The organism is Campylobacter showae (assembly GCF_900573985.1).
Taxonomy (GTDB): domain Bacteria; phylum Campylobacterota; class Campylobacteria; order Campylobacterales; family Campylobacteraceae; genus Campylobacter_A; species Campylobacter_A showae_E.
Window position 1 is genome coordinate 493,931 of sequence record NZ_UWOK01000001.1, and the last position, 23,584, is coordinate 517,514.

A 23,584-nucleotide genomic window follows, 5' to 3' on the forward strand; every position below is an offset into this window, starting at 1 on the left:
ATTTAGCGTAGTTGACGCCGTAAATTAGGCTAAGGATAAAAGAACTTGCGAGGGTTTATGAGTATAAGCCGTAAAATGTCTTTTATTATTATTATTTTTCTAATCGCGGCGGCGGCCGTCTACTTAAATTTATACGACGGACGGGAGCTGGCGCGAAACTACGAAAAAAATCGTATCGAGATTTTAGCATTGCGCGATTTTGCGCGCGAGATTAGGCCTCGCGGAGTTTGGTTTGACCTGCGCTTGGACGGAACCCTGGTTGAGACGTTTAGCGCCGCGAATGCCGATAAAAACCAAACCGCGAGCTTCATCCGCGTAGATGAGCGAACGAGCGTGCAGGAACCTCTGCGGATACTGGGCTGGGACGAGCAGACTTTTGGCGAACTAAAAGCCAAACTAAAAAGCGCAAACGTCATAGGCGTAAGAATTTGGGGCAACGAGGCGTTTGGAGGCGAGCGCAAGACTACGATTTATTATCGCAACGAGGGCTTTGGGGGTGCTTATTACGAGATTTTTGACGACGCTTCGGACGAGATACTGCGAGGCGACAAAGAGGCGGGCTGCAACGATAGATTTCATTCAGACGGCGTAGCTTTGATTTATGACGGCGGGGCTACCGTGGATTTTATGTGCGTAAGCAAAGACGGCAAAAATATAAAACGTAGATAAAAATCTAAATTTTAGATTGACGCTTTAAATTTAGGGTTTGGTTTGGCGGCTAAATTTGATCCGAAGCGAGGAGAGATAAAATTACGGGCGGTTTTGTTAAATTTAACTGCTGACGAGCAGGTTTTGTCCGGCTTGCTCGTTAAATTTGGATGCGGATAACGGCGGCAAATTCAACCCATATTGTTCAAATTTACGCCGTTCTTCAAATTTGACCCAAATTTACGCTCAAATTTGCTCGTCCGTTCGGTCAAATTTAACCCGCTCTCCCGCTTAGCCGCCGTCAAATTTACCTAAAACTTATCTACGCATCGTCCGTGCCGTCTTCGAGCGAGATGTTGTAGCCGCCGGTATTTGGCGGGCGTTTATAGATATCTTGCGGGCGGATATCCAGCACCTCGTCGCTGAAAAACACGCACTCTCGCTCGCCCGTATCGACGTCGCGCACCCAGATTTTGCCGTCGTCCACGATCTCCTCGTCAAACTCTATCACGCTATTTTCGTAGATTTTGCCCAGCAGTCGCTCGTGTAGGCGGTTTTCGCGCTCAAACTCCAGTTGCGCCTGCAGACACTCCGCCTCATCGATGAAAATCGGCTCCAGCGCGATCTTGTCGCCCCCTAGTACGCACTCGAATTTCTCCAGCGTAGAGCAGTCCACCTCGCTGCCGCCCAGCCTCACGACGTCCTTGTTGCGCATTAAGTAACGGTTAGTGAGGTTGCCCATCAGCGCCTCGTACGCCGTGCCGCCTATCGCGCGTTTAAGCAAAAATTCATTTTGAAACGCCAGCACCAGCTCCACCTCGCACTCGCGCAGGATCTCTTCGTTTAGCTCGGTGTTCTCGCTCAGCAGTTTCGCCGACTCGTCGAGAAATAGGCTAATAGGCCTTTTTTGCTTCATCGTTACGCGCTTTAAAAGCTCGGGCAGGAAGCTGTTTAGCAGGAAGCTCAGCGCGCTTTTGTCGCAGCTAGCGGCGTTAAATATCACGATTTTGCCGTTATTTAGCAGCCCTGCGATACTCGCGTCGCCCGCAGCGCCCTCGCCGTCGCCATTTAGCGAGTCGTCGTTCATGAGGCCAAGAAAGGGCGACATCATCATCGAGTAGTTGCGAAAATCATCCCTCGTGCGCTCGTCGCCGATGTCCTTGTAGCGGCTCGTCGCGTCCAAAAACTCGTCCGCGGTGGCCAAAAACGCACGGTTTATCATTATCGTCTCGCGGGTAAAATTTAGCGTCGAGGAGTCGAGATTGTCGCAGATGAGGCTCAGCGCGTCTTTAAACTCGAGCATCTTTTCTAGGTCTTGCGAGAGGCGCAGTATCGTAGCGACGTCAAAGGTAAAGTCCCGCGCGAGCGTGCGCACGTCGGCGTAAAAGGCGTCCGTGTAGTAGTCGTTTAGCGGCGTGATTTTTTTGGCGAAAATTTTAAGCGCCTTTAGCGCCTTAAAAAACTCCGTCGCGATGCTCGAGCCAAACTCCTCCCAAAACTTCTCCCTCGACTCCATCGGCTTTTTCACGCAGTTTTTAAAGTCCCGCGGCTTCATCGAAGCGATGAGATTTATCGGCGCGTCCAGCCTCGCGCCCACGCTCACGACGTCTTTTAGGCGACCCGCTCTACGGGCTAGAGCCTTGATTTTGGCGCTCTCGCCGCCTTTATAATCCACGGCAAACACCGCGTAGCCGTTTTGCATGCGGTCAAGCAAATTCGGATATATCATCGCCGTCGTCTTGCCGCTGCCGGTTTCTCCGATGATGGCTGCGTGCGTGAAGTCGCTAGGTATCAGTGCGCCTTTTTTCTCCGCGTTTTCCCGCGTTCTCGTAAATCCCATTATTTTTTGCATATTTTTCCTTGTCGGGGGCGATTGTAACGAAATTTGGTTTAAAGATTTAAATTTGACGTATCGGCGAGTGGGTTAAATTTGGTGTGATACTTTAAAATCGCTCGCCGTAAAAGGCAGGGCGTCGGCAAAACGCAAAGACCGCAGACTCGCGACTATGAGCGATTATCTTTGCGCTTTTATGAGTTAGGGTAAATTTATGGATTTTTGCGGTTAGGGATTTTATTTTTAGCAAGAGAGCTCAACCAAATCTAGCCCTTTGCAAACCTGCACCGCAAAAACTCAGGCGAATTTAACGCGGAGAGGTTTTAAAATTAAACACCGGACTCGGGTTAAATTTAGAGGCTTTTTGGCGCGCGATTTTGCAAGAGATCATCGGATTTAGCGGATAAGAGTAAATTTTGAGTCTAAATTCGCGCAAGCCGCCGCTTGGATTTAAGTATCGATAAAACGAATGCGGATTATGCTAAAAACATAAAATCGTGGTTAAATTCGGCTTAAATTTGGACAAAATCGCCGCCTAATGAGCGAAAAATCTATCAAATTTAGACAAAAGCGCACTCAAACGGACAAAAATTATTCCGTTTTTTTGCAAACGGCGGCCGAGTGCGTGAGCAGATCGTGCAAATTTAGCGCGTCCTTGCGAAAAAAGCAGAGGCAAAGTCCGACGACGCTAACGCCTGCAAGCAAGAAGCATGCGTAGCGTAGTAAAACGCGTGCGAAACCGAGTTTGCGGCCGCTGCGTAGGTCGATGAGGTAGATATTTTGCGAGCGGTAGCCGGGCGTCTGGGCTTTGATCGCAAAAAAGGCGCAGCAGATGAGAGCGACTGCGAAATTTGCCCCGAATATCGCGGCTTGGTTGTGCAAAAAGTCGTCTTTGCCGTCCAAAAAAACATAGGTCGTGAGGTAATAAATCGGCATCCCGATCAAAAAAAGATCAGTGATAAAGGCCTTTACTCGCGCGCCGATGCCGGCCAGTTGCGCTTTTTGTTTTGCCAAATTTACTCCTTTTGTTTCTATTTTTTGGGTGCGTGTTTTGGATTTGAGCGTCAAATTTGCTCGCTACCGACTAAATTTACGCCTGCTTGTGCTACCGCTTCGGTGTGGCAAATTTACGCTCTGCTTTTATGCGTCGCCGCTTTGGTGCGGTAAATTTAGGGCCCGTTTCCACACTCCGCCGCTTGCACCATCTTATCCAGCCGGTCTTGCTCAGCTCATAAACGGAGCTTTGTTTGTCGCCTGATTATGCGCCTGGCGTAATCTTTACGAGATTTGCCGTCTTTGTTTCTTTTTGGCGGCATACCAGTTTGCGATGATTAATAAATTTTCGTCTCGCATGTTTTTTGATCAAGCCTGCTTACGCTTGATTTATTATTAGCTCCATAAAATTTATAAAGTGCGGATTTTAAATTTAAGGCGTTTATCTCGCGCCAAATTTTAAATTAATAAATTTTAGGACGCCCTTTTGCGTGCGTAAATTTATCTAAATTTGACGGTTGCTGCCAAATACGCGAGATGGCAACACAAATTTAATCCCGCTCTGATCGCAACCTATAAAACGCAACGACTGACTTTACTTTATCGTCCAAAATACTACATAACCTAGTCAAATTTGATCTATGCTCGGTTTGCTTTGTTTGGCGCTTATGAAATCCGTCCAAATTCACATGGTCAAATCAAGCGAAGCCAAATTAGTTGCCTCTGCTGCCGGGCTTTATCGCCTTGCTTCCATCGGCGCAGAGCGGACAGTTTGTGGGCTCATAAATCTCAAACTCAAAGTTTCCAAGCGCGAAAAACGGCTTGTCGGCGGGTAGTTTGGCGCTGGGTTTTGCGACGCTACCAGCTAAATTTTCGACTTTGCAAAAGCCGCGATTAGCCAGCGCCGCAAACGCCACGACCTTGCCGCCCAGGCTTTCGATCACGCGCGCTGCCTCTAGCGCCGAGCCGCCTGTGGTTATGATGTCCTCGCAAACGATAAATCGTTCGCTTTCCCTTACCTCAAAGCCGCGTCGCAGGCTCATCACGCGCTCGACTCGCTCGGTAAAGATAAAGCGCTTTTTTGCCGCGCGAGCTAGCTCGTAACCCGCTAAAATACCGCCTAGAGCGGGCGAACAGACGCTATCAAACTCTACGCCCGATTTTTTGATGACGGCGGCCAGCTCGTCTGCTAGAGCGCCTGCTAACTGAGGATCCTCGAGTACTTTGGCGCTTTGCAGATAAAACTGCGAGTGGTTGCCGCTACTAAGCAAAAAATGCCCCTGCAAATATGCGCCCGCATCCTTGTAAATTTTCTCTAAATCCATCGTTTTTCCTTTATAAAATTTGAGCGAATTTTACCCTAAGCGCGCTTAAGCTACTATTTTTTGAGCTTTTGACGGCTTGCGATTTTACGTTATTATATACCTCTGCCGAGCAAAAACGGCTAGCAATTTTAAATTTGGATATAAATTTTGGTAAAAGCGAGTATGGCGTGATAAATTTAAAATTTGGACAAAATAGATAAACGCGTTCTTGGGTGTAGCAAAAGCGGATTAAAATTTATGCTAAAACGCGAAATAGCGGAAAGTTTTTACAAAAGAAGCGGCTCGTCAAATTTAACGAGCCGTACGTAAATTTTAAACTTTTAAAAGTTCGCTCTCTTTTTCTTTTACGAGCGAGTCGATCTTTGAAGTGTAGCTGTCGGTGATCTTTTGGACTTCGTCTTGTCCTTTTTTGCTCTCGTCCTCGGTGATAGCTTTATCTTTTTCTAGCTTTTTAACCTCGTCGTTAGCGTCTTTTCTGATGTTTCTGATGCTGACTTTGGCTTTTTCGCCGAATGCCTTAGCGTGCTTTGCGTTTTCTTGGCGTTGCTCGACCGTCATCGGAGGGAAAAATAGCTTCACGCTCTCGCCGTCGTTGTTCGGATTTACGCCGATATTTGCCGCAGAGATCGCTGCGGTGATAGTTTTTAGCATCGGTTTTTCCCACGGCGTTATGCTTATGGTGCTAGCATCGCTAGTTAGTACGGTGGCTACTTGGTTTAGTGGAGTTTGGCTACCGTAATAATCCACGTAAATATTATCGACTATGCTTATATTTACCTTGCCTGTGCGAAGCGTGCTAAAGTCGCGCTTTAGGCCCTCGATACACTTATCGCTATGCTCTTTTTGTTTTTTGTAAATTTCATTCAGCATTTATATCCTTTACTAAAATTTTTGTCGTCGTTTTTCCGTTTACTTTAAGGCTCATTCTCACTTTATATCGGTCGATCGGCTTATTAAATTTAAGCGTCATCTGTCCGTTTTCGAGCTTAACTTTTTTTGTTTTTTGCCCTGTCATTGAGAAGTAGCCATGCGTCGCGTTCTCGTCGGTTTTGATGATAAGTTCGCTAATCTTATTATCCTTCGGATAGTCTTGCGGAAGTATCCATTCGGCTTTTAGAAATTTACTAGCAAGCGCGGACGGCAGATGCGTGCCGTTCATCGCAGGGATCCTATCTAGCTCGTGTAGATCGCTATCTGCCGCGACTGCGCCCGAGTTTTGGCTGAGTATCACTTCTATGCCGTGTTCTATCGCGACGTCGCGCACCCTGTCGTTATATTCGCCGAAGGGATAGGCGAAATATCGGGGTTTGTAGCCCATATTTTTTTCGAATTTACTTATGCCGTCCTCAAAGTCGTTTTTTAGTTTTTCCTCGTTAAGACCGACCATATGCAAGTGACCGTAGGAGTGATAGCCGACTTCGCCGTATTTTTCAATCTCTTTAATCTGCTCAAAGGTCATAAAGTCGCCGTATTTTCGCGCGGTGGCCTCGACATAAATCATCAGCGCAAACGGATATCCGTACTCTAAAAATATCGGCAAGCCTTTTTCATAAAAGCTCTTGTAGCCGTCGTCTACGGTTAAAACGACCCAGTTATCAGACACCGGCTCGCCGTTTTTGATCGCGTCGACGAGCTTTGAAAGCGGGATGACCTCGTAGCCTTTTTCTTTAAAATACTCAAACTGTTCGCGTAAATTTTTGCTAGAAATGTTTGTGCTAGGGTGCCTATCGTCGTCAAATCTGTGATAGTTAAAAATGTGCGCGTCAGCAAGCGCAAACTGCGCCGCCGCAAAAAACGCGAGCGCGGAAATTAAATTTTTCATTGACGCTCCTTATTTTTTCTCGCTTACAGGAGCGCTAGGAGCTTGCGGCGCGACTACCTCAGGGGCCGCAGGCAACGACGAAGTATCAACGCTGTCTATGAGAGACTTGCTGCTTTGCGTGTTGTAAAAATAGCTTAACGCTAGGGTGTTTAGGATAAATAAAACACCCACGACGAAGGTAAATTTAGCCAAAAATCCGGCCGGTCCTTTTGCACCAAATAGGCTTTCGTTACTACCGCTATATGCGCCTAGCCCGATAGAGGAGCTTTTCTGAAGCAAAACGGCGATCGTCAAAACTACCGCAAAAATAAACTGCAATACTAAAAAAAGCGAATCCATTAAAAATCCTTTTAAATTTTTAAAATTAGTCGCGATTATACTAAAAAAGTTTTGAATTTGGGTTAAATTTCTTTTTCTATCTCATAAAGTTCGTAGCGCACGGCCTTAAAAATCTCGGAAATTTTAACGTCGACGAGCTTAAAACACTCTTCTAAAACCCTTGCGCTTTCTTGTGCGCGTTTGATGTTAGCTGTTTGCAAATCGTCCAAATTTAGGCGAATTTGCTCGTCTTTTAGGCTTGGTTTTAGCACGTCGTTTGCGGCGTCGCGAAATTTTAAGAATTCTTTTTGCGGGATTTTTGATTTGTGGCGGAGATTTTTGATTTTTTTAGCGAGGGCTAGGTCATCAAAGCCGTAACGTCTGACGTCTTCGACGACTCTAAGCCCTTCTTTTAAGCGGTTTAAATTTGCGTCTATTACGCGGTAGAGCCGCTCATCGTTAGTCATCGCTATTAAAAAATCCTAAAATTCTAAGCAATGAAACGAATAAATTTAAGAAATCAAGGTAAAGATCAACTGCGCCCTCGATCGGAGTTTCGTAGTTGCCGCGGATGATATTTTGCGTATCATAAAGGATATACGCGCTAAATAAAACCGCGCCCACGCTAGCAATCGCAAGCTGTAAAACCGGGCTGTGGAAAAATATATTTATGATCGCAGCCACGAGTAAAACGATAAGCGTGATGAAAAGCATCTTGCCCCACGTCGTAAAGTCGCGCTTGGTGTTCATCGCAAACACGCTAAGTCCGCCAAATGCCACCGTCGTAAGCGTAAAGGCCTGAGCCACTATCGCAGCGCCTCCTGGCATCGCAAAAGTGCGTCCCAAAATAGGCGTAAGCGTAAGTCCGCTAACAAAAGTAAATGCAAAAAGCAGGATCAAATTTAAGCCCGCTTTGCGTTTGGCAAACATTAATCCGACCAAAAGTCCTAGCTCAAGTATCACAAATAGCCAGTAGTTGCCCGCTACCGTCGCTCCCAGCGAGCTGTAAAGCCCGACGTAAGCTCCGACGCTGGCGGCTAAAAGCGAAGCCGCAAAAAGCTGATAGGTTTGCTTGATAAACGTGCTAAGCGCGCTTTGCGAATATTCGCCGGCAACCTCATGCTCGCTTGAGCTTGCATAATTTCTGTCATATAAACTCATGTTCTCTCCTTTTTAATTTTTGATGCAAATTTAGCCAAAAATAGGTAAATAAAATATAAAAAATCGCTGAATTTGGCGCGCAAAAAGCAATTTAAAAAAATTTAACGAAGTTTGAAACGTTTTTGATATAATATTTTAAAAAATTGTCAGGAAAATATAATGCAAGAAATTTTAGACGGCGCCGTCAAATTTATGGAAGAAGATTTTTTAGAGCACAAGGAGCTTTTTGAAAGCCTGGGCGAGAAGCAGACGCCGCACACTCTTTTTGTCGGCTGCATCGACTCGCGCGTCGTACCTAGCCTCATAACAAACACGATGCCGGGCGACCTAGTCGTCGTGCGAAACATCGCAAATATCGTGCCTCCGTACCGCAAAAGCGAGGAGTTTTTGGCTACGACCTCGGCGATCGAGTATGCCTTGCAAACGCTAAACGTGCAAAACGTCATCATCTGCGGACATAGCAACTGCGGCGGTTGCGCGGCTTTGTGGATGGACGAGGCTAAATTTAGCAAAACGCCAAACGTAAAGCGCTGGCTAGATTTGCTAGAGCCCGTAAAAAAGCGCGTACAAAAGCTTTTTGGCGACAATATCGCAAAAAGAGAGTGGCTAACCGAGCGCTTAAGCCTCGTAAATTCGTTTGAAAATTTACTAAGCTACCCAGACGTCAAGGCTAAATTTAAAGACGAGGAGCTAAAAATTTACGCCTGGCACTACATAATAGAAACGGGCGAAATCTACAACTACAACTTCGCGACGAAGAGCTTTAAACTGCTAGGAGTCGAGAAATGAGAAAAATTTTAGCCGCCGTTTTTGCGCTGTGCTTTGGCTTAAATTTACTAGCAAATACCAAAATCGACGACCTAAACGCGACGGACATCCTAAGCGTCGTAAATCAAATCAACGAAGCAAACGCGCAGATCGCCGTTATCAAGGCCCAATCCGCCGAAAATAACGAAACCGCCGATAAAAACGTACTTTTTAAAACGGTCTTGGAGAAAAAAGAAAAACTGATCGAGCAGATCCCCTATCTCGTCATGCAAATCGAAATCGACGAAGAGCAGGTGCAAAATTTCAAACAAGAGATGCAAGAGCTGGAGGCAAAAACCAAAAAGCTAAAAAACTCTAGCAATCAAAATTTATACGTAAAAGACAAGCTGGAGTTTGAGCGTATGCGGCTTGACGGGCTGTTTTACTCCTCGCTTTTAAATTTGGAAAATATCTTCAAAGAAGGCGGCAAAGCCGTGGACGTAAGGCTCGCCGTCGAGGAGACGCTGCTTAGCTTTCAGACGGAGTTTTACTCGCAGTTTAAGGAGTTTAAAGATAGTCTAAACGAGGAAGCGCTCGCTGCGCACAAAGGCGAACTAGAGGCGCTAGAGGCGCACAAAAAGACGCTTGAGGAGATACTCCACTACCTGCGCGATAACGCCGAACTACTCACGTCAAACTATATCATTTCGGAGTTAAATTTAAAAACGGCGATCGATTTTATGAACGAAAAGGCCTCCTTTACGAGTAAATTTAACGTCGGCAAGGCGGCAATCATATTCATAGTATTTTTGTTTTTCGTCTCGTTTACGACGCTGCTTAGCAGGCTCACGCTGTGGGCTTTGATGAAATTTTTCGTCAAGCACGACTCGGATAGGCAGACCAAAGGGCGCATCGTAGAAATCATCAAGCGCCCGATGCTTCTCACTCTTATCGCCTACGCGATAGATATTTGCGTCTCGATCGCGTACTATCCGGCTCCGATGCCGATAAAATTTGCAAATTTCCTAGCGATCACTTTCGTCATCGCCGTAACCTGGCTCATACTTAGCGTACTAAACGGCTACGGCATGGTGCTCATCAACGAACTCACTAAAAAAAGCGGGCGCAAAGAGGTGATAAATTTGATCCTAAAGATCATCTATTTCATCATCTTCGTTATCGCGCTACTTATCGTGCTTAGCAAGCTCGGGTTTAACGTCAGCGCCATCATCGCGTCTCTTGGTATCGGCGGCCTTGCGGTGGCTCTTGCGACTAAGGACATCTTGGCGAATTTCTTTGCTTCCGTTATGCTGCTCTTTGACAACTCGTTTTCGCAGGGTGACTGGATCGTGTGCGGCGACATCGAGGGAACGGTCGTGGAGATAGGGCTCAGAAAAACGACCGTGCGAACCTTTGACAACGCCCTTATATTCGTGCCAAACTCCAAGCTAGCCAGCGATCCGATCCGAAACTGGAGTAGGCGAAAGATGGGGCGACGCATCAGGATGCTAATCGGGCTAGAATATAGCGCCACGACCGAGCAGATCAAAAAATGTGTCGATGAGATCAAGCAGATGCTAATCGACCACCCAGACATCGCAAAGGGCGACGATATGGGCTCGAAAAAGGCTAGTCGCTACGACCGCGGCATCGTCTCTATCGACGATTTGGCCGGTTATAAGTCGAATTTATTCGTCGTCGTGGACGAGTTTGCCGATAGCTCGATAAATATCCTCGTGTACTGCTTTTCAAAGACGATAGTTTGGGGCGAGTTTCTAGCCGTCAAAGAGGATGTGATGCTAAAAATAATGAATATCGTAGAGGCCAACGGGCTTGGATTTGCCTTCCCTAGCCAGAGCCTATATGTCGAAGAAGTGAAAAAATGATTTTAAAGGAGAAAAAATGAGCGAAGAATTTGACTACGAAGAGGAAGATTTGGAGGAAGAATACTCCGAATTTGACGACGAGAGATCCGAGAAGTACAGCTACAACTACGACGAAAACGACTACGAATACGGCGACGAAGACGAAGAGGATAGCTACGAGATGTAAATTCGGTGCGTTAAATTTTGGTTTGGCGGGTTAAATTTACCCGCCAGAATTTGGAGCGTTTAATTTAGCTTTTGCGGATAATTTTTGTCAAAATTTAATGTCGGCGAGCCTTGGCGGTTTGCCTTATTTTTAGCTCAGGGTAAATTTAGGCTTTAAATTTAGCCCTACGCTTTTGCTTTTGCTAAATTTTACGCATTGATATCTAGCTTTCGGATTTTATTTAGAGCTTCTAAAAGCTTGGTTACGTCCGTTCCTTTTTCTTGTTCGGCTTTGATAAATTTCTCGAAAAACTCGCGCTTAATATCCTTATAAACGTAGGTTTGGCTTTTACTCGTCGCTTTGATCGGTTTAAATTTCTTTTCTTTTGCGGCGTCTGCTTGCGCCTCCTCTTTGGCCATTTCGTCAAAGTCGCCCTTTTTTAGCGCGATTTTTTGCAGCGCGTCCCCGATACTCTCGCCGTTTTTAAATACGTCTTTTAGAAATTTAAAAAACTCTTTTTTACTCGCTTCGTCCGCGTAGCTCACGCAAGTTTCGAGATCTTGCCCAAGAAGCGTAATGCGCTCTTTTGCGGGCGTTTGGTCGAAATTTAGCGCGCCATCCTTGAGCGAAATTTTGACGTTTGCGTATTCGCCTAGGATTTTATTTGCCGCGTACTCGAGCCATTTATCTTTAAACTCCTCCTCGCTCATATCTGAATTCAGCAGCTTTGAGGCCTCGGCGTCCATTGCCAGACCGCTACCGCTACGCATGAGCCCTAAGCCAAACCCGCCCAAATCCACGTTAAATTTACTCAAAAACTTATCCACGCTAAAGACGTCCCGCCTAAATATATCGGACGGATCGCCCGCGTGCGCTATCAGAGCTCGCGTACTATCTACGAAACTTTTTAGCTCGGCGGCTTTTTCTTTGCTTACCGATGAGTCAAGCCCGTTTATCTTGCCCCAGACGCTTATTTTATCGTCCTTAGTGTAGCCGCTTAGCGAAAATATCCTCCTCACGGCTACCGGCTCGTTCGGATTTAGGCCGAGCTCCTTACGCCATCCGTCCTCCAACTTATCAAACCCCATTTTCGCAACCAACCACATACTTAATTTTTTACCGGTTAGCTTCTCGGGATCAACGTTATCCGCCCAAATTTTGAGTTGGTCGTAGTCTAGTTCGTCGGGATTTACGGTATCGTAATCAATCCGTGCCGTTAAATTTGGTGCTAAATTCGCTACCTCTTTTTCCTCGCGCGCTTTTAAATTTTGCCCGTGAGCGCCGCTAAAATCATAATTTACGTTTGCGTTAAATCCGTTTACGCCGCCTATCATCTAAAGTCCTTTTAAAATTTGGCTTTCTAACGATATCGGCAAAATTCGAATAAAATTTAGAGTAAAAGATAAGAAGCGGTATCAAATTTACGGTCGGTCGCCGAGGGGGGGGGGGTAGAGGCGCTAACGAGCCGCCGTAAATTTGCGCCCACGGCTACCGATCGGCAACCGCTTGCATAAATTTATTTTTGCTCAAAGTCTTCCCAAGGATTTACGCAGTACGTTCCGCGGCCCGCGTGTTTAGCTTTATAAAGAGCGTCGTCGGCGCGCTGAAGTAGCAGGTCAAACGAGCCGTGCCCGATCTGTCCTTCTGCGATGCCGGCACTCACGGATAGTCCGTTAAATAGCGGATTTTCTTGACAAATTTTAAAAAATCGGTCGATCAAAATTTGCACGCGAGGCGCTATGCTTTGCATATTCGCGCCGTCGGTAAATATCGAGATAAACTCGTCCCCGCCAATGCGTACGTTCATCGCGTCGTTAAAAATCTCCTTTATCAACTCCGCAATCGCAACTAGAGCCTTGTCGCCCACCTGGTGTCCGTGCTCGTCGTTTACCTGCTTAAAACGGTCTAGATCCATATACAGTATGCTCATATGCGTGGTTTTTAGCTTGTCCAAAAAGGCATCTAGCTGGTTGCGATTTGCTAATCCGGTGAGCTGGTCGTAGTGAGCTAGACGCTCGATGTTTTGCAGATATTCGTACTCTTTCGTTACGTCGCGAGCGATACCGACGGTGCCGATGATGGTTTCACCGTCAAATATTGGCGTTTTATACGTTTTTAGCTTGCTTAGTTTGCCGTCTGCCTTCATCACCTCTTCGTCCAGCAGGCAGGTTTTGCGCGCGGCTACGACGTCGTCCTCGGTCTGAACGCAGACATAGCCCGTTTGCTCGTATATTTCTTTTGGGATATTCCAGATATAGTAGTGATCTTTACCGCGAACGAGCTCTTTTTGCTTATCTACGACCTCACAAAAGGCGTCGTTTACCTCTAAGTGCAGCCCGTCCATATCTTTAAACCAGATCATATCCGGAGACGAGTTTATCGTTGTCTGCAACCATGTTTTTTGTAACCACGCCTCTTTGCGCTCGGCGATTAAATTTAGCGCCTTTTCAAAGTAAAAATCGTCTAAATTCGCACTTTCAAGCCAAATTTCATCGGCGATTTGTTTTTGTTCGCCGGTTATCTTGTCTGTATCCCTCGCGTAAATCGCCAAAAAGCCGTTTTCGCCGATGCGGTTTTTTAGCTCGGATAAATTTGACCCGCAATCCTGGCTTGCGATGATTAGATACTGGTGCTCGTCTGGGATGGGCACAAGGATGTCGCAGGCGCTTTTTATGAGTTCAAATTTATGCTCAAAGCGCGGCCTAGGCAGGATCTTGCCATATTGCTCAAGCTTATTTTTTACATCTTGGGTTAAACAAATATGCAGTTTGACGCGGTACATGACTGCCCTCTTTTTGTTTTTCGGTTATGATACATCAGGCGAGCTTTAACGAGGCTTTGGAAACGGCTAAATTTAGCTATTTGCGCCGAGTTTAAATTTATAAATTAGGTCGGTTAAATTTGAGTGTAAATTTGACGGAAATATAAAGAATGGTATCAAATTTACGGACCGACCGCCGAGCCGTATAAGCCCGTGCGGCGCCGCAAATTTGCAAATTTAAATCAGCCTCCGTACATCAGCCTCGGTAACCAAAGCGAGATTTCCGGGATATAGGTCACCAAAACGAGTCCGATAAATAGTGTCAAAGTCCACGGCAAGCACGCGACGATGACGTCTTTTAGATTCATGCCCGTTAGGCCGCTGGCGACGAATAAATTTAACCCAACCGGCGGCGTGATCATGCCGATTTCCATATTTACGATGAGCAGGATACCGAAGTGTACCGGATCCACGCCTAGCGCGGTTGCGATCGGTAGTAGCAGCGGCACCATGATCATCACGACCGATGATGGCTCCATAAACTGTCCCATGATGAAAAGCAGGATGTTTACGATGATTAAAAAGCCTATTTTGCCGATATTTGCGGCTAGGATGCTATCTGCTATAGTTTGCGGGATGTTTTCGCTAGTTAGCAAATACGCAAACACGACCGCGTTTGCGATGATGAAAAATATCATCGCCGTCGTGATGGCAGACTCTAGGCAGATGTCCCATAGGTCTTTAAATTTGATATCTTTATAAACAAATAGCGAAATAATCAGCGCATATATCGCGCTAGCCGCCGCAGCCTCGGTCGGGGTGAAAATGCCGCCGTAGATACCGCCGATAACGACTACTACGATTAGCAGCGCCCAAAACGCCTTGCCGAATTTTTTTACTCGCTCGCTCCAAGGCTCTGGCGTAGTAGCTTTAAAGCCTAGTTTTTTCGCTCCTATATAAGTCTGAAGTATCATCATACCACCTAGCATCAGCCCGGGCACCACGCCCGCCATAAATAGCTGCGCGATACTGACCTCGGCCGTCACGCCGTAAACGATCATAACGACCGAAGGCGGGATGAGGATGCCTAGAGAGCCTGCGGTTGTGATGCCGCCCACGGCGTACTCTTTCGGATAGCCGGCTTCTTTAATAGCGACAAACATAATAGATCCTATCGCTACGACCGTAGCGGGCGAGCTACCAGAAACCGCGGCAAATATAACGCACGCAAATATCGCGCTCATCGGCAAGCCGCCCGGCAGGTGTCCGACCATGGATTTAGCAAAATCTATAATGCGTCTAGCAGAACCGCCCTTGCTCAGTAAATTTCCTGCCAGGATAAACATCGGGATCGCCATGAGGGCAAATTTATTGATACCGTCAAAGATGAGCTGAGGTATCGTCGCGACGTCAAGATCCGTGAAAAGAAGCATCGTGATAACTGTGCTAGCTCCTAGAGAAACGGCGACTGGAACGCCTATAAGCATGAGGCCAAACAGCGAGATAAACAAAAATGCGATGGTCATAGGCTCTCCTTAGCTTTTCTTGACCGAGTCGCGTATCATCTCGGCTTCGTTATTTACGATGACTTTATCCGAAGGCGTCATAGCGATCTGGAAAATTTTCTCTCCGGCGCGGTAGCTGGCACCCAAAAACGCTATCGGAAGTACCAGCATCGGCACCCACTGCGGCACGCCTAGATCCACGCTCATGAAATCAAGCTCGATCAACACCTGTAGATACTGCACGCTATAAACTACTATAAACATCAAAAACACCGTCGTTAGGATGTTTGCGAAGATGAGGTAAGCCTTGGCGATAGGAGCGGGAAATCTCTCGATCAAAATCGTAACCGAGATATGTATGCCTTTTCTAAAGCCGTAAGCGGCGGCGAAAAACGCTGACCAGATAAAAAGGTAGTTGGTTAGCTCGCCGGCCCACGACCAGCCCGTGTTAAAGCAATACCTCATCACGACGTTGACGAAGGCTAACAGCGTACCTGCGGCGATGCCTAGCACCGCTACGGTTTTGTTTACCGAGGCGATGCCGACATCTAAAATCTCAAAAAATTTACCCATAAAAGCCTACTTCGTATTTATCGTTTTTTCTACTAGGTCTTGACCGATTACGTTATAGAAATTTGAATAAATCGGCTTCATAGCCTCTGCCCATTTACCCTTTTGATCGGCGTTTAGCTCGATGATCTCAAGCTTTTTGGTCTCACTTGCGAATTTTTTAAGCTCACTTAAAATATGCTCTTCTTCCTTAGCCGTCTCTTCGCGCTCGAATACCGTAGCTTCTTTTAGAGCTTGCGTTACATGAGCCTTCATATCATCAGGCAAACCTTTCCAAAATTTCTCGCTCATAACGACTAAATATCCCAAATATCCGTGACTAGAGAGCGTTAGAGAGCTTTGAGCCTCGTAAAATTTGGAGTTGTAGAAGTTTGACAGCGGGTTTTCGGTCGCATCGACTACGCCTTGTTGAAGGGCCGGATAAACCTCCGAAAAAGGCAATACTTGCGGGTTGCCGCCGACTACTTTGATCTGCTCTTCAAGCACTTTTGAGCTTTGGATGCGGAATTTTTGTCCCTTAGCGTCCGCAGGCTCTACGATAGGCTTTTTGCTTGAGCTAAAGTGCTTAAATCCCGCGTCCCAAAAATCAAGCGCGATAAAGCCTTTTTTAGCAATCATATCTTTTAGAGCTTGTCCGACTTCGCCGTCTTGAACAGCGTAAAGATGGGCGTTATCTCTAAAGATAAACGGCAGGTCGAAAAGCTGAAACTGCGGCACTATCGGTGTAAATTTAGAAAAACTAGGCGCAGCCATCTGTACGTTGCCAAGCTTTAGCGCTCCAAAAACCCTATCGTCGTCCATCAGTGATGCAGCCGGATATACCTCGACCTTGATCGCTCCGCCACTAAGCTCGCCGACTCGTTTGGCAAAAAAGTCCGCAGCCTTGCCTTTTGGCGTAGAGGCAGCCACGACGTGGGCAAATTTGATCGTGTATGTTTTGCCTGCGGCACATGCGCTGCCCGCAAGCGCGCAAGAAAGAAGCAGTGCGGAAAGTAACTTAATTTTCATCTGTGATCCTTTTGTAAAGATTAGCTAAATCAGCTAGGTACAATTATAATTCATAAAAAAGCGGCTGCGTTAAAATGTTTCGACTTTTTGCAATAAATTTCAAATTTGTGTGTAAATAAGTAACAACATCTCAAATTTGACCGTTAAATTTGAGAGCAAGCCAAAGTAAAATATAACGCTAAAAAGACTAAATGTTACTAAAATACACATTATTTTTATCAAATTTGATCTTTTCGTGCGGCGAGACGAGTCAAATTTGACAAAACGGAAGCATCGGCGGGTTTGTTTGCGCGTTAATAAATTAATTACTATTTTATTGCTATAATACGGATAAATTTTATTACAAAGGAAAAATTATGTTTGAACTTAGAAAACTGCCTTTCGATCCGAAAGCAAACGCCGTTGTCAGCGAGGAAACCTGTAACTACCACCACGGCAAACACCACCAAACCTATATCAATAACCTAAATAATTTGATAAAAGGTACTGAGTTTGAGGGCGCTAGCCTCTTTGATATCTTGGTAAAAAGCTCCGGCGGCGTGTTTAACAACGCGGCTCAGGTTTATAATCACGACTTTTACTGGGACTGCATCGCGAAAAAAAGCCAAATGAGCGACGAGCTAAAGGCGCGCCTAGAAAAAGATATTCCAAATTTTAAAGAGGAGTTTTTAAAGGCTGCGACTACGCTTTTTGGCTCAGGCTGGGCGTGGCTGGTTTACAACCCAAAAGAGGACAAACTGCAAATCGTACAAACAAGCAACGCGCAAACTCCGGTAACGGACGGCCTCGTGCCGCTTCTAGTCGCGGACGTTTGGGAGCACGCATACTACGTCGATCATAGAAATGCGCGCCCTGCGTATTTGGAGAAGCTGTTTGAAAATATCAACTGGGATTTCGTCTCAAGCGCTTACGAATGGGCGTTAAAAGAGGGGCTTAATTCGGTTAAATTTTACGTTACCGAGCTTCACGGCGGCGCGAAGTCTTGCTGCGGTTGCGGCTGCCATTAATGCCAAAAATTCGCCGATTTCGCGAGTTTTTTAGGGTCGGCGATAAATTTGCGGCGGCTTATTTTCTAAATAAGCGTAAGCCCGCGAGTAAACTTAGCCTTGAACGAGGACTCCTTCTTGGCTAAGTTTACTTTATATAAACTATTTTGAAGTAATATTCGAGTCTCATTTCACAAAAAAGGACGAAAATGAAGAAGTTTTTAGTTTCATCTTTGGCGGCTTTTGCTGCAGTTGCTATGCTTAGCGGTTGCCACGCGCACAAAAGCGAGAGTGCAAACAAAGCACAAATCACCAAATCAGAAGCTGAAGTTATTAAATTTACGGGCGTAAACGACCCGAAATATGTCGTAAGACTAAGCTCTACCGATAAATTTAACACAGCCCTGCTAGTAGACAGCAAAGGTCACAAAATCAACCTTAAAAACGCAGTTACGGCAAGCGGCGTAAGACTAGCGAACGACGATATCGGTACAGAGATAACGTTTAAACGCGGCGAAGGTATCCTAAACCTTGCAAAAGGCGGCGAGGATATTTTCTTAAGATACGACGAATAAAAACTTTCCCGCCGAATTTTACGGCGGGACTTTTACCCCTTCAAATTTACCAAATTTAACTCCCGCAAAATCTCGTCAAATCTGAACTTTCGCTTGTTTTTTAGCTTGCTTTCAAATTTGCTCAAATTTAATATCTCTTATCAAAAATGGCTTTGTCTTAAAATTTATTAGCTCCCTATAAAACACCTAAATATACGCGCTTTCAAAGCGATTTTAAACTTAAAAATGACATTTTTAAAATGCCCGGAGAGCAAATTTCGGTCACTAAATTTTAAGCCAACTTTGCCTATACTTTCGTCAAATTTATCATCAAAATTTAACGTAAGGAATGAAATGAAATTTATCCTAAAACGCGACGGCACGAAGCAAGAATACCTCCCGTATAAAATCCAAGATGCGATCAAAAAAGCCTTTGAAAGCGAGTCCAAAGAGTACGACGACAAGGTCTTTTTAGACGTGATGGGGCACGTGTTTGACAGCGAAGTTTTGAGCGTCGAGGACGTGCAAGACTACATCGAAAAGGCGCTTTTTAACGCGGGACACTTCGATGTGATGAAGAGCTTTATGCTCTACCGCCACACGCACAAGCTTCAGCGCGAGCAAATTTTAGGACTAAACGAAGACACCACCTACATCAACTCCACCCAAACCATCAGCGAGTACATCAACGGCACCGACTGGCGCATCCTGGCAAACTCAAATACCAGCTACTCAAACGCCGGCCTCATCAACAACACCGCGGGCAAGGTCATCGCCAACTACTGGCTAGATAAAGTATATAGCAAGGAAGAAGGCCTCGCGCACCGAAACGGCGACTATCACATCCACGATCTTGACTGCCTCACGGGCTACTGTGCGGGCTGGAGTTTGAGGGCGCTACTAAACGAGGGCTTTAACGGCGTGCGCGGCAGGGTCGAGAGCAAGGCGCCAAAGCACTTTAGAGAGGCACTGTATCAGATGGCCAATTTCCTAGGAATTTTACAAAGCGAGTGGGCTGGCGCGCAGGCGTTTAGCAGCTTTGACACATATCTTGCGCCTTACGTTTTCCGCGACAAGCCAAGCGATAAAGAGATCAAAAAGGCAATAACGAGCTTTATCTTTAACCTAAACGTGCCCGCTCGCTGGGGCCAGAGTCCGTTTACCAACGTAACGATCGACATCACCTGCCCGAGTGATCTGCGCGATCAAATTCCGACGCGCGAGGATAGGCATATATTTAGCGATCTGGAGGATACGGAGCTTACTGAGGAGGCACAAAAACGCGGCTTTGGCAAGCTAACGGATATGACTTACCGCGCCTTTGAGCCCGAGATGAACCGCATAGATAAGGCCTTTTACGAGATCATGACCGAGGGCGACAAGTGCTCGCAGCCATTTACTTTCCCGATCCCTACCGTAAATATCACCGAGGACTTCGACTGGGACAGCGAGGTGGCGAAGGTGCTTTTTGAAAACACCGCGAAAATGGGCTCGAGCTATTTTCAAAATTTCGTCGGCAGCCAGTACACGATCGATGAAAACGGCAACCGCGTCGCAAACGATAAAGCCTATAAACCGGGGCACGTACGCTCGATGTGCTGCCGCTTGCAACTAGATTTACGCGAGCTGCTAAAGCGCGGCGGAGGGCTGTTTGGTAGTGCGGAGATGACGGGCAGTATCGGCGTCGTGACGCTAAATTTAGCTCGCCTGGGCTATTTATATAAAGGCGATAAAAAGGGGCTCTATACTCGCCTTGAGTATCTACTAAATTTAGCCAAATCTACGCTCGAAAAAAAGCGCAAATTTATCCAAGAGATGTATGATCGAGGGCTGTATCCGTACACCGCGCGCTATCTAAAGCACTTTAACAACCACTTTAGCACCATCGGAATCAACGGCATGAACGAGCTTTTGAGAAATTTCACGAACGACAAGGAAAATATCGCAACTGATTTTGGGCGAGAATTTGCGATCGAGATGATCGAGTTTTTACGCGGTAAAATTCGCGAGTTTCAAGAGGGCACCGGTAACCTTTACAACCTCGAAGCCACGCCTGCCGAGGGCACGACGTATCGCTTTGCTAAAGAGGACAAAAAGCGCTATCCGGATATCATACAGGCCGGTTTTGGCGAAAATATCTACTACACCAACTCCACGCAGCTGCCGGCAAATTTCACCGACGACGCGTTCGAGGCGCTTGATTTGCAAGACGAACTGCAAAGCTCCTACACGGGCGGCACGGTGCTGCACCTGTATATGAAGGAGCGCATCAGCTCGGCTGAAGCGTGCAAAGACCTCGTGCGCGGCGTGATAAATAACTACAAGCTGCCATACATCACGATAACGCCGGTCTTTAGCGTCTGCGCTAAGCACGGCTACATCAGCGGAGAGCACGAATACTGCCCAAAATGCGACGAGGAACTTTTGGCTAAATTTAAGGCTGAAAATAGCGTAAAGTAGGCTAAATTTGAGCGGCGAAGCTGGGTTTTGCCCAATGGTGTTTATTGTGTTTGGCTTTTGGTATATTTTAGCCCCATACAAGAATCCGACTTATTGTTTTGCAAAGAACAATCTTTTATAGAATAATAGTATTTTTGTTAAGGATAGAAATGGATTTTGACGATCAAATTTTAAGAACTTGTGAAATTATAGATAAAAATCTTGCGAATAATAACTTGTGTGATGAACGAGGATTCGTTAGTCAAGTTATCTTATCTCAGCTTAGAAATTTAGTAGAGTATATTTTTCAAAAAATTCACTCCGGCGAAGAAAAAATAGATACTAATGAGTATCAGCAGACAATTAATGAAAATGCTATTAAATACATCAAATCAAAGGGCGGAAATTTTACTTTTTTAATTCGTTTCCATAATTTTTTAGATAAATCTGTCTCGCATTACACACTTAGTGAAAATTCATCTGAACGTTTAATGCTTAAGTATTTTATGTATTTGGTCGAGTGTAAAAATTTTTTAGGAGAGCGATACAATATTGAAGTACTTAGAAATCTTGACAAATTTCCGCTTAATTTAGATAAGAAATTTATGGAATATTATGAAAAGATTGCAGATAAACTAGAAAATCAGGGTATTTTAAATAATTATCATAAAGAAAACGGCGTTTACTACATAACAAAAATAAAGCCATTTATTGTAAAAGGACAAATTTATTATGAAGTAACTTTTGTTAATGCAGTAGATAATTTTAGTAAATTTGATAAATTAATTGCATTTTGTAAATTTAGAGTTTTTGATAATTATGCCGTTAATCTATGGATTCATAATGAAAATATAGAAATTTTAGATAAATTAATGCAAGTAAAAATAATTGATTCTTGGGAGGTCGCCATTAGGCCGGCTGAATTGGAAAATTTTGGTAAGATATTTGGGCTTAGTCAAAAAATATATAAAACAAATGAATATAAAGAAATAATGCGATTTTTGACACATAAGAAAATTAGCCTAGTCGATTTGATTGATAGTTATGATTACCAAGATATAAAAAGAAACATTATTTCTAAAGGACAAGTTTCGCATATTTTTGATATTTTAGATAAGGCAAAGGCAGTTACCAAAGATGGTAGAAATACAATTAGGTATTTACTGCATAACTTACGTAATCAAGTAATAAAAAAGCAACTTCCAAATAATGAAGATAGATGCCTATCAGATTTAAAGCTAAATTCAAAATGCTTTCCCTTTGAGGAAATGCCGTTTGCTACATCTTTGATAAATCACAACCCTAGCTTTTATGATTTGTTAGAATGCATATATACAAGCGGAAGAGAGCATGAATTATTTGCTAGAGCGGTCAAAAGCAGGATTGAAGATGGCGGAAGCCTATTTATTGATAAAAAGGAATTTAATTTCAACAATATAGATGGTCTAAGATCTCATTTTAACTCAAAATTATGGACAGGAAACGAAAAGAATCTAAAAGGACATACTGGTAGGAGAATTGAGGAATTTCAAAGTCACTTTTATATCAAAGAATATGTCGAAAAATCTATCGAAATTATTGATGGGCTTGACAAATTGACGCAGGGTGGTATTCAAAACTACTCAAATTCTGCAAAAGAGTGGATAAAGAAAAATTCGACGCTAATTGATGATAAAGAAAAAGAAAATATTGTTATTAATCTATTTGAGAAATCAAAAGTCGCCTTGATTTATGGCGCAGCTGGCACAGGCAAAACAACTTTAATTGATTATGTCTCGCGCTTTTTTAAAGATCATAGTAAAATATTTTTAGCCAATACAAATACTGCTGTAGATAATTTAAAAAGACGTATTACTGCGAGCCTAAATAGTGAATTTAAAACAGTCGCTAAATTAATAGCGGGTACAGACACAAAATGCGATGTTCTAATTATCGATGAATGTAGTACAATAAGTAATGATGATATGCAAAAAGTACTCAATAAAGTAAAATTTAAGCTCATTCTTTTAGTAGGAGACATATATCAGATAGAAGCGATATCATTTGGCAATTGGTTTAAAATCGCTCAGAGTTTTCTTGATAAAGCAACTTTTACATTAGAAAAAACATATAGAACAAAAGACAAAAAACTTTTAAAACTTTGGGATGAAGTAAGAAGTTTTGGTGATTGTATTAGTGAAATTTTACAAAGAGAAAGCTATTCGCAAAAATTAGAAGATTTAAGTTTTGAAGCTAGTGATGATGAGATTGTTTTATGTCTTAATTACGATGGATTATATGGTATTAATAACCTAAATACTATTTTGCAAGAAAACAATAAAGCAAAAGCTGTAGAATGGGGTCTTCATAGATATAAGATCGGCGATCCCATTTTGTTTAATGAGGTAGAAAGATTTAAACCGCTTATTTACAATAATATGAAAGGAAAAATTATTAATATCGAGCCTGAAGAAAAACAAATTTGGTTTAGCATCGAACTTGAAAAATCAATAACTGGACTAGATGCACAAAAGTATGATTTTGAGTTATTGGAGAACAGCGATAAATCGGTGATAAAATTTTATGTTAATCAATACGGAACGGCTGATGAGGAGGGGAATCCTGAAAATAATGATGAAGAAACTATCGTACCGTTCCATGTGGCATACGCTATTTCAATTCATAAAGCACAAGGTTTGTAGTACAAAACTGTAAAAGTAGTAATAAGTAGCGAAGTTGATGAAATGATAACGCATAATATTTTTTATACAGCAATAACTAGAGCGAAGGAAAATCTACAAATATATTGGTCGCCTGAAGTCGAAAAGAAAATTTTAGAAAGCTTTAAAAAAAGAAACAGCAATAAAGATATTGATTTTTTACAGAAATTAAAGAAATAAAAG

The 23,584-nt window shown here is 44.2% G+C and carries 21 protein-coding genes; 8 read left to right on the forward strand and 13 right to left on the reverse strand.

Going from position 1 to position 23,584, the window contains the following annotated elements:
- The first annotated feature begins 75 nt into the window (after positions 1-75).
- Positions 76-669 carry a hypothetical protein gene (locus tag EE116_RS02625; protein ID WP_241091617.1) on the forward strand — a complete coding sequence of 198 codons (594 nt, stop codon included), beginning with the start codon at positions 76-78 and terminating at the stop codon, positions 667-669.
- Between the two features lie 301 nt (positions 670-970).
- On the opposite strand, the gene EE116_RS02630 is transcribed toward EE116_RS02625, so the two are convergent.
- The 8 genes from EE116_RS02630 to EE116_RS02665 all read right to left on the reverse strand — a co-directional run bounded on the left by EE116_RS02630 (position 971) and on the right by EE116_RS02665 (position 8,101).
- Positions 971-2,533 (reverse strand): type IV secretory system conjugative DNA transfer family protein, encoded by a 1,563-nt coding sequence (locus EE116_RS02630; RefSeq protein WP_277418956.1) that lies wholly within the window; start codon positions 2,531-2,533, stop codon positions 971-973.
- A gap of 540 nt (positions 2,534-3,073) precedes the next feature.
- On the reverse strand, positions 3,074-3,496 hold the full coding sequence (locus tag EE116_RS02635; protein WP_122873112.1) for an RDD family protein: 423 nt from the start codon (positions 3,494-3,496) through the stop codon (positions 3,074-3,076).
- Positions 3,497-4,188: 692 nt separating this feature from the next.
- Positions 4,189-4,800 carry an orotate phosphoribosyltransferase gene (gene pyrE, locus EE116_RS02640; RefSeq protein WP_122873113.1) on the reverse strand — a complete coding sequence of 204 codons (612 nt, stop codon included), beginning with the start codon at positions 4,798-4,800 and terminating at the stop codon, positions 4,189-4,191.
- Between the two features lie 312 nt (positions 4,801-5,112).
- Positions 5,113-5,670 carry a ribosome recycling factor gene (gene frr, locus EE116_RS02645; protein ID WP_122862362.1) on the reverse strand — a complete coding sequence of 186 codons (558 nt, stop codon included), beginning with the start codon at positions 5,668-5,670 and terminating at the stop codon, positions 5,113-5,115.
- Positions 5,660-6,622 (reverse strand): polysaccharide deacetylase family protein, encoded by a 963-nt coding sequence (locus EE116_RS02650; protein ID WP_122873114.1) that lies wholly within the window; start codon positions 6,620-6,622, stop codon positions 5,660-5,662. Before EE116_RS02650 ends, frr begins: the two co-directional genes overlap by 11 nt.
- Positions 6,623-6,631: 9 nt before the next feature.
- The gene (gene secG / locus EE116_RS02655; RefSeq protein ID WP_122873115.1) at positions 6,632-6,961 is read right to left on the reverse strand and encodes a preprotein translocase subunit SecG; all 330 of its coding nucleotides are present in this window, start codon (positions 6,959-6,961) and stop codon (positions 6,632-6,634) included.
- Positions 6,962-7,023: 62 nt separating this feature from the next.
- Positions 7,024-7,407 carry a thiamine-phosphate pyrophosphorylase gene (locus EE116_RS02660; protein WP_122873116.1) on the reverse strand — a complete coding sequence of 128 codons (384 nt, stop codon included), beginning with the start codon at positions 7,405-7,407 and terminating at the stop codon, positions 7,024-7,026.
- Positions 7,400-8,101 (reverse strand): Bax inhibitor-1/YccA family protein, encoded by a 702-nt coding sequence (locus EE116_RS02665; protein ID WP_122873117.1) that lies wholly within the window; start codon positions 8,099-8,101, stop codon positions 7,400-7,402. Before EE116_RS02665 ends, EE116_RS02660 begins: the two co-directional genes overlap by 8 nt.
- Before the next feature lie 159 nt (positions 8,102-8,260).
- Here EE116_RS02665 and EE116_RS02670 point away from each other — a divergent pair, with 159 nt between their 5' ends.
- Genes EE116_RS02670 through EE116_RS12405 form a run of 3 tightly spaced genes read left to right on the forward strand, consistent with a single transcriptional unit; the run spans position 8,261 to position 10,900 of the window.
- Entirely contained in the window at positions 8,261-8,890 is a 630-nt protein-coding gene (locus tag EE116_RS02670; RefSeq protein WP_122873118.1) for a carbonic anhydrase, read from the forward strand.
- On the forward strand, positions 8,887-10,734 hold the full coding sequence (locus tag EE116_RS02675; protein WP_122873119.1) for a mechanosensitive ion channel domain-containing protein: 1,848 nt from the start codon (positions 8,887-8,889) through the stop codon (positions 10,732-10,734). Before EE116_RS02670 ends, EE116_RS02675 begins: the two co-directional genes overlap by 4 nt.
- Positions 10,735-10,750: 16 nt before the next feature.
- Complete coding sequence (locus EE116_RS12405; protein WP_163026379.1) at positions 10,751-10,900, forward strand: hypothetical protein; 150 nt, start codon at positions 10,751-10,753, stop codon at positions 10,898-10,900.
- 188 nt (positions 10,901-11,088) lie between these two features.
- Here EE116_RS12405 and EE116_RS02680 read toward each other — a convergent pair whose 3' ends face one another.
- The 5 genes from EE116_RS02680 to EE116_RS02700 all read right to left on the reverse strand — a co-directional run bounded on the left by EE116_RS02680 (position 11,089) and on the right by EE116_RS02700 (position 16,723).
- Positions 11,089-12,213: a hypothetical protein gene (locus EE116_RS02680; RefSeq protein ID WP_122873120.1), complete on the reverse strand. Its 1,125-nt coding sequence runs from the start codon at positions 12,211-12,213 to the stop codon at positions 11,089-11,091.
- Between the two features lie 182 nt (positions 12,214-12,395).
- Positions 12,396-13,661, reverse strand: a complete 1,266-nt coding sequence (locus tag EE116_RS02685) for a sensor domain-containing diguanylate cyclase (RefSeq protein ID WP_122873121.1) — start codon at positions 13,659-13,661, stop codon at positions 12,396-12,398.
- Between the two features lie 221 nt (positions 13,662-13,882).
- Positions 13,883-15,166, reverse strand: a complete 1,284-nt coding sequence (locus EE116_RS02690; RefSeq protein WP_122873122.1) for a TRAP transporter large permease — start codon at positions 15,164-15,166, stop codon at positions 13,883-13,885.
- A 9-nt stretch (positions 15,167-15,175) separates the two neighbouring features.
- Complete coding sequence (locus EE116_RS02695; protein WP_122873123.1) at positions 15,176-15,718, reverse strand: TRAP transporter small permease; 543 nt, start codon at positions 15,716-15,718, stop codon at positions 15,176-15,178.
- Positions 15,719-15,724: 6 nt separating this feature from the next.
- Positions 15,725-16,723, reverse strand: a complete 999-nt coding sequence (locus EE116_RS02700) for a DctP family TRAP transporter solute-binding subunit (RefSeq protein ID WP_122873124.1) — start codon at positions 16,721-16,723, stop codon at positions 15,725-15,727.
- A gap of 356 nt (positions 16,724-17,079) precedes the next feature.
- Here EE116_RS02700 and sodB point away from each other — a divergent pair, with 356 nt between their 5' ends.
- From sodB to EE116_RS02725, 4 genes are all read left to right on the forward strand, one after another.
- Positions 17,080-17,730: a superoxide dismutase [Fe] gene (sodB, locus tag EE116_RS02705; protein ID WP_122873125.1), complete on the forward strand. Its 651-nt coding sequence runs from the start codon at positions 17,080-17,082 to the stop codon at positions 17,728-17,730.
- A 188-nt stretch (positions 17,731-17,918) separates the two neighbouring features.
- Positions 17,919-18,284, forward strand: coding sequence for a hypothetical protein (locus tag EE116_RS02710; RefSeq protein WP_122873126.1), 366 nt, complete (start codon positions 17,919-17,921; stop codon positions 18,282-18,284).
- Positions 18,285-18,617: 333 nt separating this feature from the next.
- The gene (locus EE116_RS02720) at positions 18,618-20,723 is read left to right on the forward strand and encodes a ribonucleoside triphosphate reductase (protein WP_122873128.1); all 2,106 of its coding nucleotides are present in this window, start codon (positions 18,618-18,620) and stop codon (positions 20,721-20,723) included.
- A gap of 149 nt (positions 20,724-20,872) precedes the next feature.
- The gene (locus EE116_RS02725; RefSeq protein WP_206159231.1) at positions 20,873-23,383 is read left to right on the forward strand and encodes an AAA family ATPase; all 2,511 of its coding nucleotides are present in this window, start codon (positions 20,873-20,875) and stop codon (positions 23,381-23,383) included.
- Positions 23,384-23,584: the final 201 nt, after the last annotated feature.